The sequence below is a fragment of the Rhodococcus opacus genome (assembly GCF_012396235.1).
GTDB classification, from domain to species: Bacteria; Actinomycetota; Actinomycetes; order Mycobacteriales; family Mycobacteriaceae; genus Rhodococcus_F; species Rhodococcus_F opacus.
This window is the reverse complement of the sequence record NZ_JAAXPA010000024.1, coordinates 39,938-55,682: the sequence shown is the minus strand read 5'-3', so window position 1 is coordinate 55,682 and position 15,745 is coordinate 39,938. Positions and strand designations below refer to the sequence as shown.

The 15,745-nt window shown below is 65.1% G+C and carries 17 protein-coding genes and 2 pseudogenes; 11 read left to right on the top strand and 8 right to left on the bottom strand.

Annotated elements, in window-relative coordinates; all coding sequences use genetic code 11:
* Positions 1-101 precede the first annotated feature (101 nt).
* From HGB39_RS26960 to HGB39_RS26945, 4 genes and pseudogenes are all read left to right on the top strand, one after another.
* Entirely contained in the window at positions 102-929 is an 828-nt protein-coding gene (locus HGB39_RS26960) for a sulfurtransferase (protein WP_005571770.1), read from the top strand.
* 9 nt (positions 930-938) lie between these two features.
* Positions 939-1,628: pseudogene (gene hemQ / locus HGB39_RS26955) on the top strand (hydrogen peroxide-dependent heme synthase); the annotation flags it as partial.
* 76 nt (positions 1,629-1,704) lie between these two features.
* Positions 1,705-2,181: a MarR family winged helix-turn-helix transcriptional regulator gene (locus HGB39_RS26950; protein ID WP_005571768.1), complete on the top strand. Its 477-nt coding sequence runs from the start codon at positions 1,705-1,707 to the stop codon at positions 2,179-2,181.
* A gap of 50 nt (positions 2,182-2,231) precedes the next feature.
* Entirely contained in the window at positions 2,232-2,663 is a 432-nt protein-coding gene (locus HGB39_RS26945) for a DUF5313 family protein (protein WP_037202753.1), read from the top strand.
* A 30-nt stretch (positions 2,664-2,693) separates the two neighbouring features.
* On the opposite strand, the gene HGB39_RS26940 is transcribed toward HGB39_RS26945, so the two are convergent.
* Together HGB39_RS26940 and HGB39_RS26935 are read right to left on the bottom strand one after the other, a co-directional pair.
* Positions 2,694-3,707: an alcohol dehydrogenase catalytic domain-containing protein gene (locus HGB39_RS26940; RefSeq protein ID WP_005571767.1), complete on the bottom strand. Its 1,014-nt coding sequence runs from the start codon at positions 3,705-3,707 to the stop codon at positions 2,694-2,696.
* Between the two features lie 380 nt (positions 3,708-4,087).
* A pseudogene (locus tag HGB39_RS26935) lies at positions 4,088-4,503 on the bottom strand (HD domain-containing protein); the annotation flags it as partial.
* Here HGB39_RS26935 and HGB39_RS40300 point away from each other — a divergent pair.
* Positions 4,457-4,777 carry a hypothetical protein gene (locus HGB39_RS40300; protein ID WP_005571765.1) on the top strand — a complete coding sequence of 107 codons (321 nt, stop codon included), beginning with the start codon at positions 4,457-4,459 and terminating at the stop codon, positions 4,775-4,777. The pseudogene HGB39_RS26935 and the gene HGB39_RS40300 sit on opposite strands and share 47 nt — an antisense overlap.
* A gap of 54 nt (positions 4,778-4,831) precedes the next feature.
* Here HGB39_RS40300 and HGB39_RS26925 read toward each other — a convergent pair whose 3' ends face one another.
* Together HGB39_RS26925 and HGB39_RS26920 are read right to left on the bottom strand one after the other, a co-directional pair.
* Positions 4,832-5,332 (bottom strand): helicase associated domain-containing protein, encoded by a 501-nt coding sequence (locus tag HGB39_RS26925; RefSeq protein WP_043792725.1) that lies wholly within the window; start codon positions 5,330-5,332, stop codon positions 4,832-4,834.
* A 151-nt stretch (positions 5,333-5,483) separates the two neighbouring features.
* Complete coding sequence (locus HGB39_RS26920; protein ID WP_005571763.1) at positions 5,484-5,858, bottom strand: AMIN-like domain-containing (lipo)protein; 375 nt, start codon at positions 5,856-5,858, stop codon at positions 5,484-5,486.
* 666 nt (positions 5,859-6,524) lie between these two features.
* Here HGB39_RS26920 and HGB39_RS26915 point away from each other — a divergent pair.
* The gene (locus HGB39_RS26915; RefSeq protein ID WP_164709507.1) at positions 6,525-6,674 is read left to right on the top strand and encodes a hypothetical protein; all 150 of its coding nucleotides are present in this window, start codon (positions 6,525-6,527) and stop codon (positions 6,672-6,674) included.
* A gap of 85 nt (positions 6,675-6,759) precedes the next feature.
* Positions 6,760-7,140: a hypothetical protein gene (locus tag HGB39_RS26910; RefSeq protein ID WP_005253165.1), complete on the top strand. Its 381-nt coding sequence runs from the start codon at positions 6,760-6,762 to the stop codon at positions 7,138-7,140.
* A gap of 338 nt (positions 7,141-7,478) precedes the next feature.
* On the opposite strand, the gene HGB39_RS26905 is transcribed toward HGB39_RS26910, so the two are convergent.
* Positions 7,479-8,981: a carboxylesterase/lipase family protein gene (locus HGB39_RS26905; protein WP_005253166.1), complete on the bottom strand. Its 1,503-nt coding sequence runs from the start codon at positions 8,979-8,981 to the stop codon at positions 7,479-7,481.
* A 382-nt stretch (positions 8,982-9,363) separates the two neighbouring features.
* On the opposite strand from HGB39_RS26905, the gene HGB39_RS26900 reads away from it, so the two are divergent.
* The 3 genes from HGB39_RS26900 to HGB39_RS26890 all read left to right on the top strand — a co-directional run bounded on the left by HGB39_RS26900 (position 9,364) and on the right by HGB39_RS26890 (position 11,776).
* Entirely contained in the window at positions 9,364-10,086 is a 723-nt protein-coding gene (locus HGB39_RS26900; RefSeq protein WP_005253167.1) for an SDR family NAD(P)-dependent oxidoreductase, read from the top strand.
* Between the two features lie 413 nt (positions 10,087-10,499).
* Positions 10,500-11,261 carry a ParA family protein gene (locus tag HGB39_RS26895; protein WP_005253168.1) on the top strand — a complete coding sequence of 254 codons (762 nt, stop codon included), beginning with the start codon at positions 10,500-10,502 and terminating at the stop codon, positions 11,259-11,261.
* Complete coding sequence (locus tag HGB39_RS26890; protein ID WP_005253169.1) at positions 11,258-11,776, top strand: hypothetical protein; 519 nt, start codon at positions 11,258-11,260, stop codon at positions 11,774-11,776. The genes HGB39_RS26895 and HGB39_RS26890 overlap by 4 nt, the downstream gene beginning before the upstream one ends.
* Before the next feature lie 265 nt (positions 11,777-12,041).
* Here HGB39_RS26890 and HGB39_RS26885 read toward each other — a convergent pair whose 3' ends face one another.
* Complete coding sequence (locus HGB39_RS26885; RefSeq protein WP_005571761.1) at positions 12,042-12,695, bottom strand: DUF305 domain-containing protein; 654 nt, start codon at positions 12,693-12,695, stop codon at positions 12,042-12,044.
* Positions 12,685-14,259: an LVIVD repeat-containing protein gene (locus tag HGB39_RS26880; RefSeq protein WP_043792721.1), complete on the bottom strand. Its 1,575-nt coding sequence runs from the start codon at positions 14,257-14,259 to the stop codon at positions 12,685-12,687. Before HGB39_RS26880 ends, HGB39_RS26885 begins: the two co-directional genes overlap by 11 nt.
* 156 nt (positions 14,260-14,415) lie before the next feature.
* Between HGB39_RS26880 and HGB39_RS26875 the strand changes: the two genes are divergently transcribed.
* On the top strand, positions 14,416-15,330 hold the full coding sequence (locus HGB39_RS26875) for an exodeoxyribonuclease III (RefSeq protein WP_005571759.1): 915 nt from the start codon (positions 14,416-14,418) through the stop codon (positions 15,328-15,330).
* Between the two features lie 78 nt (positions 15,331-15,408).
* On the opposite strand, the gene HGB39_RS26870 is transcribed toward HGB39_RS26875, so the two are convergent.
* Positions 15,409-15,726 carry a hypothetical protein gene (locus HGB39_RS26870; protein ID WP_005571758.1) on the bottom strand — a complete coding sequence of 106 codons (318 nt, stop codon included), beginning with the start codon at positions 15,724-15,726 and terminating at the stop codon, positions 15,409-15,411.
* Between the last annotated feature and the right edge of the window lie 19 nt (positions 15,727-15,745).

Below are 15,745 nucleotides of genomic sequence, written 5' to 3'. Positions count from 1 at the left end.
CTCCTGTCGAAACTGCGTGCCCGAAACTGTAGCGTAGGCGAATAGATCGTGCATTAATTATATGTGCACACCCCGGTTGCCGACGACGTGAAGGATGAACCATGAGTAGAAGCAATTTTCTGGTCGACGCCGAATGGGTCGTCGAACACGGACACGACCCCGACGTCGTCCTCGTCGAGGTGGACGAGGACACCGCGCAGTACGAGACGAACCACATCGACGGTGCCGTCCGGATCGACTGGAAGCGCGATCTTCAAGATCCGGTGCGCCGCGACGTCATCGATCGGCGATCGTTCGAGAAACTCCTGTCCGAGAGAGGCATCGCCAACGGCGACACGGTGATCCTGTACGGCGGGAACAACAACTGGTTCGCGGCCTACGCGTACTGGTACTTCAAGCTCTACGGCCACCGCGACGTCCGGCTGCTCGACGGCGGACGCAAGAAGTGGGAGCTCGACGGCCGGCCCTTGTCGAGCGAGAAGGTCACCCGGCCGGTCACCGACTACGTGGCGTCCGAGCCCGTGTCGGGAATCCGCGCGCACCGCGACGAGGTGATCGAGCAGATCGGGAACAAGAACCTTGTCGACGTCCGGTCTCCCGCTGAATTCTCCGGGACGATCCTCGCTCCCGCGCAGTTCCCGCAGGAACAACCCCAGGTCCCGGGGCACGTCCCGACTGCGGTCAACGTGCCGTGGTCCAAGGCTGCCGCTGACGACGGCACCTTCCTCAGCGAGGACGAACTCCGCGCCCTGTACGGCGGCGCCGGCCTCGACGAGACGAAGGACATCATCGTCTATTGCCGGATCGGCGAAAGATCGGCGCACAGTTGGTTCGTTCTCCACGAACTGCTCGGCTACCCCGACGTTCGGAACTACGACGGCTCCTGGGTGGAGTACGGCTCGTTGGTCGGCGCCCCGGTCGAGCGGTAGCCCGAGCCCTTGACCAGGTCTCGCTTTACCGAGCTCAATCAGCGCGTGCGGTTCATGATGTTCACCGTGTTCCGGGTGGCCCCCGGCGCGCTGCCGGATGTGCGCGCCGAGGTGGTGGACGATGCGCACGCCTATCTCGAGCGAGTTGCCGAGTCCGGTGTTTCGATCCGCGGAATCTACGACGTCGCAGGACTACGTGGAGATGCCGACTTCATGATGTGGACGCATGCCGACACCGTCGAGGGATTGCAGGCCGCCTACTCCGGTTTTCGTCGCTGCCGACTCGGGCGGGCGTGTACGACGGTGTGGAGTGCGGTCGCGCTCCACCGGCCGGCCGAATTCAACCGCACTCACATCGCGGCGTACGTGGCCGATGAGGAGCCGGGGCAGTTCGTGTGCGTGTACCCGTTCAACCGATCGCTCGAGTGGTATCTGCTGCCGGACGCCGAACGGCGACGGCAGCTCGCCGAACACGGCCGAGCGGCTCGCGCCTACCCGGACGTGCGGGCCAACACTGTGAGTTCCTTCGGGTTGAGCGACTACGAGTGGATCCTCGCCTTCGAGGCTCCGGACTCGAGCCGGATCGTCGACATGATGCGAGACCTTCGTGCGACCGACGCGCGTCGGCACGTTCGGTTGGAGACGCCGTTCTTCTCCGGCCCGCGAACCGGCCTCGATGCCCTCGTTGCGCGTCTGCCTCGAGGATCGCCGACTATCTCCAGAATCATTCGTGCAATACTAGTTATTGCACGAATCATTCTGGTACCCTGGTGGCATGACCGCAGACATTGAGCAGGAGAAGGCCGGCGACGATCTACTCGCTCTCGACCGGCAGGTATGTTTCGCGCTCGCGATCGCGAACCGGGCGGTTCTCGCCGTCTACCGCCCCCTGCTCGAACCGATGGGGCTGACGCATCCGCAGTATCTGGTCATGCTCGCTCTCTGGGGAAAGGCCCCGATGGCGGTCAAGGAGATCGGGACCGCGCTGCAACTCGATTCGCCCACCCTCTCGCCGCTCCTGAAGCGCCTCGAGGCGTCCGGACTGATCACGCGCACCCGCAGCCGGGCCGACGAGAGGCAACTGGATGTCGAGCTGACCGAAGCCGGTGCTGCGCTACGTGCGGAAGCCGAGAAGATTCCGCCCGCCGTGATCGAGAAGCTCGGGGTCGGCCTGGCCGAGCTCGAAGAACTCCACGACGTTCTCACTCGCGTCAATCAGGCTGCGCTCAGAGCGGGCGCGCTCGATCAATGAGGACAATCATGTCGAATTCGACTTCAGCACAACGTGAACAGGTAGTTGTCATGTCGCGAAACACGCAACGAACCCGGCCCGGCCCCATACAGTGGCTGGGCTACGCGGTAGGCCGCAAACTTCCCGACTCGATGCAGGACTGGGTCCGCAACGACCTGGTCGGTGACTGGGCGGTTCCTCGGCACCTCATTCGCAGCATGGTCCCGTTCGTTCCGGTCTTCGCCGCGTTCTTCCTGTTCCCGGGACCGCTCGGACTGCGCGCCTCCATGGTCCTGCTCGGAGTGCTACTCGCCGTGTTCTACGCGGTGTCGTACATGGCGCAGAACCGATCTCGACGCCTCGAGAGGCACGGACTGCCGCCCGATCTGGAGAACCCGAGGAAGGCGTCCCGTCACGACGCCGAAAAGGCGGCGTACGAGAAGCTCCACGGACCTTCCGGCACCTGGGGCATCGAACGGCGGAGTGGCAACGAACCCCGCTGACGACAGTCGATCAACCGATGCCGAGAATGGTCACATGGTGAGGACCATGCGATAGCGTGCCCGACCTTCCTCCATCGCTGCATAGGCCTCCGCCGCTCGAGTCAGAGGCCGTTCCTCGATTCGGGCGCGCACGCCTGACAGGACCGCGAAGTGCATCGTCTCTTCGACGTCGCGGGCGGTGCCGGACGGGTGGCCGGTGACATCGACGCCGGGAGTGATCAGCTGTAGCGGACTGATCGGCAGTGGGTCGGGCGTGACACCGACGACCATGAGTTCACCGAGCGGAAGCAGCCCACCGACCACATCACCCATCGCTTTCGAGTTCGCCGCGGTCCCCAGAACCACGGACACGCCACCGAGAGCCTGCAACGCTTCGCTGACGTCGCCGGCGGTGGAATCGATGTAGTTGTGGGCGCCGAGCTGACGGGCGTCGTCGCCTTTGTCGGCGCCGCGGGCGATGGCGATCGTCTCGAAACCCATCGCCCGGGCGAACTGCACACCGAGGTGGCCGAGTCCGCCGATGCCGAGGATGGCGACGCGGTCGCCCGGGACGGCCCTGGTTTTGCGCAGCGCGTCGAACGTGGTGACCCCGGCGCAACTCATGGGTGCTGCTTCCGCGAAGGACAGCTCGTTCGGAATCCGGGCCAGCGCATTTGCTGGAACGATCACCGACTCGGCGTATCCGCCGGGGTACTGCCAGCTCGGCACCTGCAACTTCTCGCAATGAATGAAGGAGCCCTGACGACAGGGGATGCACTGGTTGCAGTGCCCACCGAACCAACCCACAGCGACACGGTCGCCGACGGCGTAGTGGTCGACGCCGTCGCCGAGTTCGGCGATGGTTCCGGCAATCTCGTGTCCAGGTGTCAGGGGCCAGGACATGTCCGGGAACGCGCCGTTGACGAAGGCGTGGTCGGTGCCGCATACTCCGCACGCCGACACCGCGATGCGTACGTGGTCGCGCGGGGGCGACCCTGTTTCGACGTCGACGAGTGTCAGCGGTTCGCCGGGGGCCTGGACGTGAACTGCCTGATGGGTTGGCATATGCATCCTCCCTGTCTGTCATCCTGGGCGATCGAGACCTACGTTTCAGTCAAGCCCCTCGGCTGAGCTCCTGACAAGGGTTGACGGGGTCCGACCCATCGGTTAAGTCTGCCGGACTCGAAGCTGAACTATCGGACAACTGCCGGCACGACCGATGAAAGTCGTCGAACGAGCATTGCGCGTTACGGACAGGCGAAGCGAGTAGGCGAGCTGCCGCGGACTCGTCAGTCATTGCACCTCGGCGGACCGACAAATCTAGACCACGTGAAATCTATGGATTGTCGGCGCAATTCATCATTGCGATCGGGGTCGCCGAAAGCTGACGGTTCGCGTGCGCCTGGCTGTGCGGGCGCATCGAGTGTCGCGCGCAGCGACGGAAGTCATTCGGACCACGAGGAATTCAGGATCGCATCCACGAAGTCACCCCGGACGAAGCCGGGAACGAAGTGTGCCAGGACATCGGCTTTCACGTTGCCGAATGTGGTGTCCGGGCGGTCGTGGAGTCCGTCCGTGAAGGCAGCGAGGATCTCGTCCTTGAAGTCCGGCCGCGGGTGGGATGCAACGACGGCGGCGCGTTCCGCGTCGGTGATGGCGTCGTAGCCGATTCCGAGTACGTCGAGTTCGACGCCGCGGGTAAGCAGCGCGATCTCCGGGGCCCTATGCAGTGGAATCTCGGGAGTGGTGTGGAGTGCGATGCTCGTCCACACCGTGTCTGTGCGTCCTCACCGATTCCGTGGGAGCGGAGGAAGTTGCGGGCCTCGTCGGCGCCGTCGATCTCGAATCGCCGACCAGCGCGTACGCACCGCATCCTGACCCTTCCCGCCGTCCGAAAGGCCGCAGCGCCCCGCCTACGTGAAGGGCCCCGCGCCGAGGTCACCGACGAGAGGACCCCCCTGACGGATCCCGAGATTCTGGAACTGACCTACACCACGAGGCTCTACGACATGCACGTGACCATGTGCCGCGCTCTTCGTCTCGAATTCGACGACCGGCCCGAGTTGGTCGCCGAGGTCGAGATTCCTGCCGGTGTCTCAGTTCGGGATCTGTCGGCCGACCTGTCCGGGGAATGACCTGATGCTCGAACCTATGTACAGCAACAGTATTCAGGGTGCGGGTCGTATGCCTTACGTCGCGTGTCCGACAAGGTGCGCTGATGTTCGGGGCCCTCGTGGTCGTGGACCGGGGGAAACCCCGAGAATGGAGAGCGTGCGACGCTCCTTGTCCGGCAAGGCGTCGGCCCTCCACTTCTTCACCGCCCGGTAGAGCCACTGGCCCACCTGTTCACCGTCAGCGGTGACATAGTTCGCGGGAACGAGTGCGTTGCCGTGCTCTTCACGGTAGGCGGCGATCGCGGTGAGCATCCGTCGCCGCTTGGCGTCGGTACGTGACACGGCCGGAAGTGGGACGTCGTCATCGCTCCACAGAAATCCGATCGCGTCGAGTTGCTCGATGCGCTGGGGCGGCAGTGTGCCGAGCATGCGGGCAATCCGCTGGCGGTCCTGCCAACGTCCCAGTCGGAAACCGCATTCGGTGACGTAATCGGCCGGGACCGGAGTTCGGGGGTGCTGGTGCTGAAAGGCGCGGTAGAGCTGCAGTGCGGAGGTTGCGGGCCTGTTATCTCGCATCGAGATCGCATCCTTGTGAAAGCCATCGAGCATTATCCGGATAGTCATCACTTCAAGTATGTCAACGAGTTTGACGATCTGTCACGAAAGTCGGCTCGTGTCGCCCGGGGAATGCAATCTCTGCCGGGGCGACGAATGCCCGAATGTGGCGCTAGTCGTGGATGTCGACAGCGATTCTCGTCGGTTCTGTGAGAGTCGTGACCTGGAACTGCGGGTAGTCGGTACGGAGGCCGACGAACGACTGGGTGCCTCTCTCGTAGTTCGGCGTGAGGTGCACCTCGACGACGCTGTACGCCGCGGGGTCCGACAACGGGTTCGGTCCGTTGTACGCGGCGATCCCACTCTCGGCCGCGGAGTCCGTGTCGAAGAAGTAGATCTGCAGGATCGATCGACCGTGGATTCGTGTCGCGGTCTCTTGGCCGCGTTGCGTTGCCTCGGCGACGTATTCGGCGCGCCAGCGAGGTGCGTACGTGCCGCCGAAGTCGTAGACGATGCGATCGAATCCGTCGTGACGTTCGATATGCACGCCACTGGCCGTAACTCCGGGGACGGGTGGAACGACCAGTATCCTCGGGCCCGGTGTTGTCGGTGTGGGAGGGTCGGGGATACCGGGACCCGCGTTCGGGTCCGTCGGCGGGGGAGGATCCGGTGGTTGGGGCGCGGCACCTCCGCCGGATTGTGCAGCGGGGACCATGCTCCACGGGATCGTCGTTCCTTCGACGGATCCCACTTGTTCGCTGGGCGACTGGCAGCCCGCCGCCAGGGCGATACAAGTCGTCATTGCGACGAACAGGATCGGTGTGCGCGTTTCGCCCCTCATGGTATGGGTATCGTCCTGCGCCGACGAGATGTGACTCGCGCAGCCGGAGGGTGTGGATCTGGACGTCAAGTACCTAGCGCGCGTAGCCGGGACTTCCTTCAGGGACACGTCATTGTCCGGCACCTTGCGGATGGGGGCCACAGACAGCCCGAGATCGCATAGCGTGCGGACCAGGTCGAGGCGAGCCACTGCCTGAGCGTTGCGCTCGGCCAACTGGCCGATGGGCTAGAGCTCGTTGTCATCCACGTAGCAAGAGTGTGGTGTCCACGACCTGCTCGCCGACATGTGCACTCCGCGCCGGATCCGTAACAGACCATTCGGTCTGGACGATCAAGATGCCAAGGTCTTATACCGACACAAGGAGCGAGAACAATGGGTTCGTCTGAAATCTTCACCGATTTGGTCGCCTGGGGTGCCGAGGGTTTCCTGAACGGAAATCCGGTGCAGTCGGCAGTGGGCACCGTGCTGTTCCTCGGCCTGGGACTCTGGGACCTAGTCACGGGTGCACCCATCGTCATCTGAGCCGGCCAGATGCTAGGCCGCGGGCTTCGACACGTCGCCAGCGGGGATGCCCGACACCAGACATCTTGCTACTGAAAGGATCTCAATGAGAAGCGCTATTGTCGTTGCAGCACGCGCCACGGCCGCCGTCGTATCGGGGCTGGCCTTCACGGCGATCATCGGCTCCGGCACCGCCCAGGCGGACCCCCAGGACTGCGTCATCCAGCGGGATGCCTTCAGCGCGACGGCGACCTGCCATGACACCGATGCGCCCGCTGGCAGGGAGTACGCGCTGATCGTCGACTGTTGGGGCCTTCACGGCATCCCCAACGCCTTTCCGTTGTATGCGATCGGGCCCTTCAGTCAGTCCAGTCCCTCATTCGTGCCGACAGGTCAGGCCACCGGGGCGTGCAGCACGAATTGGGGTGCCCCCTCGTTGAATGCCGGCGTGATCACCAACGCCCGCGTGGAGATCTATCGCCAGTAACAGATAACAGGGTCGCGACCGTGTGTTCGCCGAACCCTGTACTCGGTTGGCTCTCGCGTCATGGCTTCAACGCATCACCAAGGCGAGGGCCGTAGCGCCATCGACCGTGCGCAGAGCTGACCGAACAGAGATCCGCTTTAGGGACGCGCGTGGACCCTTGCGGGTGTGCGCGCTCGGTGCCGATCTCGTCCCGGTGCAGGTTCGTCAATCGGGAAGTTCGTTGGACGTGCCACTGCACACACTGTCCGGTGACGGACGAAGTCGACTCCGCCGGTGACAGCCGCTGCGACCTCGGGAGGGCGACCGATGGAATTTGTTGCCGGCATGGGATCGGCTTCTCATGCTTGTCCGTGCGCGGAGCTTCGGATTGTGGAGGTGCCCGGCAGGTATTTCGCGCCGGTGTCGTCGGGAGCGGTGTCCTCGCAGCGGTGGGGACTGGCATCGAAACTCATCGCAGTTCTGGCGTCGTCGTAGGTGGGCCAGCCGGGATCTCCGTGGGTCGCGAAGTCGAGCCAGGTTTGGTGCATCGCGCGGGTGAGGGCGCCGGGTGCGGCGTCGCCGATGAGGCCGCGGCATGCCTGTGTCGTGTCGAAGACGAAGGGGACGTCGAGGCCGTGTGCGGCGCCGTGCAGTGGTGATCGCCAGGCGAATTCGTAGACGTAGGTGGGGCCTGGGTGGCGGCGCGCAGTGCGGCGGCTCGGTGATCTGAACATCAGGTCCGTGTAGGCGGTTGTGAGTGCGTGCGCGGGGGTGACGGCCGGGTCGTGGAGACCGTGTCGTTCGAGGAGCGCTTCGGCATCGGGGTAGGTGGCGGCCAACTCGGCTACGGCGTCATGCGCGTCGAAGGCGGCGAACTCGTCGGCACCGAAACCGAGGTTGACTTCCTCGAGCGTTGTGCCGATCAACAGGTCGACGCCGCGCGAGTGTGTACTCGGGACTCCGACCGGATCGGGGAGGACGTCGTCACCCGTGGTGGGGAGGAACAGCGCACGACGGTGGCCCGGGTCGAAACCGTTGTCGTCGCGCAGGTCTGGGTGGGGGTCGTTTCTGAGCAGCGCTGCCTGCGCGCGTAGCAGGTCGGGGGCAGAGATTTCTCGGAATGCGTCTGTGGTCGCGGAGGTTCCGAGCCTGGCAGCGAGTGCCTTCGTGAGTTCTTCGGTGAGCTCGAGCCTGCGGGCCATCTCGTCGTGTCCGCTCTGGACGATCGCGCGCTGGAACAGTCCGGCGGCCAGCGGGGAGTGCAGCAGGAACGCGACCGAGGAGCCGCCGGCCGATTCGCCGAAGACGGTGACGTTGTCCGGGTTCCCGCCGAACCCGGCGATGTTGTCGCGAACCCAGCGCAGTGCTGCGATCTGATCGCGCAATCCAATGTTCGTGATCTCACCGGACAGTGCGAGGAAGCCCTCCGCCCCGAGTCGATAGTTGACGGTGACCAGGACGACGCCGTCGCGCGCGAACGAGGTGCCGTCGAAGGCGGGGGCGGCGCCCGACCCGATCACGAACCCGCCGCCGTGGACGTAGACCATCACCGGAAGCCCACTCGTGCCGGGGTCGGGTGTCCAGACGTTGAGATTGAGGTATTCGCCGTCTCCGGCGACCCATCCGGGTCCGATCAGCGGCGCCAGATTCGCGTGGGCGGGGTGCAACGGCGGCTGGGGTGCGGTCGCGCCGTAACCGGTGGCGTTCCTGGTCCCTGCCCATCGTTCGGCAGGGGCAGGGGGTGCGAATCGGCGTTCGCCCGCTGGAGCTGCCGCGTAGGGGATTCCCAGGAATCGGGCGACCCCGTCGGTGTGGTCACCGGAGAGTCGCCCTGCCTCCGTGCTCACGGTACGGACGGTCATCAGCGACGCCCCTTTCGTATGTGCGCGTCACGCTGGATGGTCGGGTCGAGGGTGGTGTGTGAAATCGGTACCCACCTGGTCCAAGCCTGCCATGGGCTTCGGTGTCCGGCCTGAGAGCTCTGCCGTCAAGTCGTGTTGTGGGTCGTGATAGACCACTCGGACGACGGTCCGCACGAGGCAGCGCATGACCTAGCGGAATCTGTTCTAGATTCGTCTCACCGCAGGAGTGAGATGCGCGCAGCTGTTGATCCGGAACTCCGAGCGCGACACCCGAGCTGCCGCTCGACGCCGCTCGAGCTCGTACCGATGAAGTCCGGAAACTCGCGTGGTCACACATCGCGCGGTCTTACGCTGGTACGCGAGAGGGAAAGGCGGGTGAGTAATGCTGCTGCAGAACCGCATCACGATCGTCCACGGGGGCAGCGGTGCCGTCGGCTCCGCGGTCGCGAGGGCGTACGCGCGGGAAGGCGCTGAGGTGCACCTCACCGGACGCACGCGAGCCACGCTCGAGGATGTCGCCCACAGCATCAGGGACGAGGGAGGGATTGCGCACGTCGCTGTTCTCGATGCGGTGGACCGGGACGCGGTCGAGCGGCATGCCGCAGCGGTGGCGGACCAGAGCGGCGGCATCGATGTCTGCTTCAACGCCACCTTCAACGACGACATCCAGGGCACTCCGCTCGTCGACATGCGGGTCGGCGACGTCATGCAGCCGGTCGCCAAGGCGGTCACGACGAGCTTCACCGTGGCCACGGCCGCTGCGCGCCACATGGTGGGACGCGGCAGCGGCGTCATCCTCGTCATGGCTGGAGGACGGGAGGCGATCCCGAACCTCGGTGGCTCCCACGTCGCGTGGGCCGCACTCGCCGGCCTGTGCCGACAGCTGGCCGCCGAGCTCGGGCCGCAGGGTGTCCGTGTCGCCTGGCTACTGTCGCCGGGCTCCCCGGAACCGGACGAGCCCGACCCGGACGCCACCCGTCTGCTGCTGCCGCGGCGCCCGAGCTACGTCGATGTCGCCAACGCGGCCGTCTTCGCCGCGTCCGACTGGGCCACTACGATGACCGCGACCGAGATCAACCTCACCGGGGGCGCTGTCGTCGACTGACTCGAGGCCGCCGGTTGGACGAACGCCCACAGGCACTCGACTCGAGGAGACCCAGTCGATGGCCGCCGCTTCGGTGTCGAGTGTCCCGTGGGCGGCGATGATGGCGAGGTCCGCATCCCACGAGAAGGTCCCGAAGGTGAAAATCGTTGTCCGCGAACACGTCGAAGTCGAGGGTAGCAACCACCCGCGGAGGGGATGAGCAGGTGCTGCCAACAGGACTGCGGTCACCGGACTCTCGGATGATGATCGGATTCGTCGAGACCGCGGTGAGGGCCGATCAACCGTGGCGAACTCGTGGTCGTAGCGGTGGGATCGGACATGTTCCAGCTCAGATCGGCGGGTCATCCGCGTGCCTCGACCAAGTTAAGTATCTTGAGGGGCGTCATTATATTTACACGAAGGGACAGGCCCACATGACCCGCACCATCGCAGTGGTCAACCATAAAGGTGGCTCCACCAAGACCACGAGCACGGTCAACCTCGCCCAAGCCCTCGTCGAAGCCGGCTACACCGTCCGCGTCATCGACCTCGACCCACAATGCAACGCCACCACCTGGCTCGGCGCCACGCCCGAAGCCGTCGACAACGATGTCCTGTCGGTACTCATGCTGGTTGCGAGCATCGAAGACGCCACCACCATCACCGCGTCCGGGATCCACCTCGTTCCTGCCACCAAGGAACTCGATTCCGTCGGGCCCTACTTCCTCAAGAAGCCCGGTGCACACGGCATCCTGCGCAAAGCCCTCGCCAGCGCTCCCGAGGTCGACTTCAACCTCCTCGACTGCCCCGGAGACTTCGACCACCTGACCATCAGCGCACTCGTCGCCTGCACCGAAGTGCTCGCCGCTGTCATGACAGGAGCCATGGAACTCGAAGCGCTCATGCGGATCGAAAACTACATCACCCAGCAGGTCGAGCTGCTCAACCCCACCGCACGGCTCAATCACATTCTGTGCGGCCGCGTCGAACTCGGCCAGGTCATCGACCAGCAGGTCCTTGCCGCGCTCCGCGAAACCTACGCCGAGCAGACGATGCGCACCATCATCCCGAAGTCCGTCCGAGTCAGCGAAAGCTACAGCGCCGAAGAACCCGTCGTCAGGTGGGCACCGTCCTCCTCCGCAGCTCGCGCCTACCGCGACGCCGCCCAAGAACTCGTCGAAAGGGACCCCCGATGACCGTGACACGTAAACCCGGACTCGCCAACAACCCCCTCGAACGCCGCCACCAGCCCCGCACAGGCGCCCACCAGGACGGGACGTACTCGAGAACGAGTCGCAAGGACCTCCTGACGAACGTGACACGTAAAGCCGGACTCGCCAACAACCCCCTCGAACGCCGCAAGCCACGACTGCCGAACCTCGTCGAACAGGGCGTGGACCTCGCACAAGGAGCAGCCACCATCGCCGAACCTCAACCGGGGCCGGTGGCCCGCGGCGAGGAAAAGAAGACCACCAAACGGGTGCCCGCAGACAAGAAGCAGGTATCCGTCTACATCAACAGCGCCAAGGTCGAAAATGGTAAGAATGCCATCGCTGCCATCGGCCACATCGCCGGCGCCCCCAACAGTTGGTCCAACCTCGTCGACGAAGCCCTCGACCAGTACCTCGCCGTTCTCGAACGCAGATACAACAGTGGCGAACCCTTCCCGCCGCGGAACGCCGAATTCGTCCGGGGATCACGCATCAACTAGCCCGCCCCGGAGCAGTCACAATGACATCGAGCACGACCGGCTCGTCAGTCGATCGTGGCAGGCTATCGGTAGGTGCGGTTGTTACGCATCGACGACAAGCCGGTAAACGCTGCTCGAGACCGTCGAGATCGACCCCGAACGGGCCCCGACCCCGAGCTCGCGCCGGACTACAACGTCGCGCGGTGTGGGAGCGGACCTCGCAGTCCCGGCATCTGCGCGACATGCGTCGGGCTTCCGGGTGTGGGCGGTCGAGAGCCTCAACGCCTCAAGGGTGGGGGAGCGGTGTCGCGTCTCGGGTGTCGAGTATGGCTGTCATCACTGCGATTTCATTGCTCTGGTCACGGATCATCCCGCGTGCGATGCGGCGGATCGGTTCGGATGCAACTGCGTGGGTGGCTGCCTCGGCCATGTCGACTCCCCCCTGATGGTGCCGAATCATGAGGTGCAGAAACAGTGTCTCGGCATCTGCTCCGCGCAGGCCGGCGAGCCGGGTGATCTCGCTGGTACTCGCTGCCCCCGGCATGGGTGCGCCGCCGTGGTCAGTCATGGCGTGATCCGATCCGTGCATCCACTGCATCGGTTGCGGTGTGGTGAACGGTTCGTCGAAGAGGGTGAGCCAACCGCGCATCGTCGCGATCTCGGAGGTCTGTGCGACGACGATCTGATCGGCGATGACCCGGGTCTGCGGATCGACGTCCTGCGACAGCGTCTGGGCGATCAGCACGGCCTGCTCGTGGTGCACCGACATGTCCTGTGCGAAGCCGATGTCCGCTGATGACAGTTGCACCGTGTCGGGGTTGGTGTCGCGTTCCGATTCGAACCCCATTCCGGCGGCGACCCCGGCGACGCCAAGCACGGTGGCGCACAGCAACAGGACGAGGGGACCGCGGAACGACGAAGACTTGGTGTCACTGACCATAAGTCGAAGCCTGATTCGCCGGTGGTTGATAAACGGTGTCGTCCAGTTGCAACGCCATGAAGCCGTTGTCGCTGCACGAGGTCCAGATCTGGTTGCCGTGGAACTCCGGAGGTGAGAAGCACCAGTCCGCCGACAGGTCGCCGAACGCCACCATTCCGGCGCGCGGGCCGAACGCGACCCGCGGATCCGTTTTGCCCTCGAAGACGGCGCGGGCGAGCGGAACGAAGTTGAAGAGTGAGACACCGATCAGCGAGGACAATGCGTGTGGAGAGTTGGTGAGCTGAACGTTCTTGCCGGTCTGTGCCGGCGGGTTGTAGTAGGCGATCTCACTGATGCGGTTCAGATCGCGGATATCGAACACGCGGATCCCGGACGATTCCCAGGAGCACGCGAGTGCGGTCGGGTCGGCTGGACGGTCGACCACGCAGTAGTGCGGATCGTAGGAGAACACCGAGCCGCCTTGCGACGACCGAAGGTTCGCGGCGGTATTGGCCGGAAGTTGGATCTCGAGCTTGATCTTCTGCACGATCTCGGCGTGCGCCGGGTCGGCGACATCGAAGACCTTGATTCCACCGCCGCCGGTTTCGTCGACGGTGAAGATGTAAGGCTTGTCCCCATAGGTGACCGGGATGCTGTGTTGATTGAAGAAGCCGTCGGTCCACAGGTAGGTGGCGATCTGCGGGACGGTGGGATATGGGTCGCCCCGTTGCACCGCGCTGATGTCGAGGACTGTGATCCCACCGAGATTCGACAGGTACATCCGGTTCCCGTCGGGGGTGATGCCGAAGCCGTGCCCGCCGAGTCCGTGTAATCCCTGCCAGATGATCCGCGGCTCGGCGGGGTTACTGATGTCGATGGCGGTGAGGAAACCCGGTGCGGGGCCGGACACCCAGTAGGTGTTGCCGTCCGGCGAGAAGCCGCCCTCATGGGAGATGAACGGCAGCGGCATCGTGACGTCGCTACCGGCACCACGGTTGAGCAATCGGGGGTGGGCGCAGTCGGAAATGTCGTAGACGGAGAAATAGCCGGTGCCGGCAGCGATCGGCACCGCCGTGGCCGCGAGCAACTTGCGTGCCTTGTTGACCTTCAGACTTTCCCAGGTTCCGCCCAGCATCGCGGGTTCGTTCAGGGTCGTGGACAACACCGGCTGCGCAGGGTTCGACACGTCGAGCACCTGTACGCCCGGCGTTGTGGGGTTGAGCAGGTTCCCGGGGAAGAACGTGCTGGTGTAGGAGCAGTGGTCGTAGGTCACCGACAGCAGGCCACCACCGCGATCCTGTAAGCCTCCGACCAGCGACATATTGCATCGATAGCCCTGGGTGCTTCGGCCGTTGTTTCGGTCCTCGGCTGGAACGTCGCCCTGCATGCCCGTTTCGGGCAGCGAGCCGGGGCCGCAGTTCGCCCTCGGAACGGCCGTCGAGCCGATGTCGTCGAAGAAGAACGTCTCGGCTGACGCGACGGCAGGCACGGGGCTCGTCGCGACCCCGAGGACAACCGATACCGCCAGGGCCGCGGTCGCCACACCGCGCCGGGCACTTCCTGGCCGCGTCCGCGCGATCCGCATCGAGATCTCCCCCTGCAGTGTGGTCTCAATCACGGGAAGGCTAGCAACGCGTACTCGAGTTCACATACAAATCGGCCAACTCCGCAGAACTGCCAGACGGCACGTGAAAGGTATGGCGAGATTCGACGCGTCGGTCGGATCCCTACACTGTCACTCGTGCGAATCGCGACCTTCAACGTCAACGGGATCCGCGCAGCGCAGCGGCGCGGCTTCGAGGACTGGCTGGGCGACCGCGGCCCCGATGTGGTCGCGCTTCAGGAGGTGCGGGCTCGTGCCGAGTCCATCCCGCCGGGGGTGTTCGGCGACTACCACCTCACGTACGACGAGGGGGACGTCGCGGGCCGCAACGGTGTCGCGGTCCTGACCCGGCAGGCGCCCGTCGCAGTTCGGACGTGGAGCGGTACGGCGCTGATGCGGGCGCCAGGTGAAATGCACACCGACAGCGTCGAACTGGATCCGGAGCCGTTGGCCCGGGGGCTGGGAGAGTTCGCGAACCAGGGTCGGTACGTCGAGGTCGACCTCGCCGAGGCGCCGATCACCGTGGCATCGATGTACCTGCCGAAGGGTGGCCTTCCGGCCCACCTCCAGAAGCCCGGGCGGATGCGGGAAGCGCCCGACGGCGGCGCCCGGTACGACCGCAAGATGCGCTTCCTCTCCGCGTTCGCGCGACAGCTGACCCGGTCGCGGCGCACGGCGCGCGCACGCGGCAGGGAGCTTCTGCTGATGGGTGACCTCAACATCGCGCACACCCGTTCCGACGTACGGAACTGGCGGCGTAGCAACCAGGCCGAGGGGTTTCTGCCGGAGGAGCGCGAGTGGTTCGACTCCATCCTGTCGCCGCGCACCCTCGTCGACGTCGTCCGGCGACAGCATCCGGGCGTCGAGGGTCCGTACTCGTGGTGGTCGTGGCTGGGGCAGTCATTCGTGAACGACATCGGCTGGCGCATCGATTACCACCTCGCGACGCCGCAATTGGCACGAGCGGCGGTCACGGCCGGCACCGACCGTGATCCGGCGGCCGACCGCCGGATGAGCGATCACGCTCCGGTCGTCGTGGACTACGACTTCTGAGCGGTCCGGACGCCTGTGCGGCGTGGACTACGACTTCTGAGCGGTCCGGACGCCTGTGCGGCGTGGACAGCCCGAGGCTCAGGTGGTCAGTTTCATGGACAGGAAGGCCAAGGTCGCCCCGAACTCCCGGATCTCGCTGGGCTGATCCGGCCGGCATGCCCATTCGATCAGGTCTCGATCGGCCACCAGCTCGGCCGCGCGACGGCGGGACTCTTCGGGGTCGGGCGGTGCTGCCCGGAGCACATCACCCAACCGGCTCAGGGGTTCGACGAGAGGAAGGAGCTCGGAGGGAGGGCGGTTCTGAGGCGTGAAAACCCGCTGAGCACTCTTGATCACCGTCATTGCCGCGAGCCACGAACCCTCCCAAGTACCGTCCTGGTCATTCGGTGGTTGCATAGCGCCAGCGTAGACATCG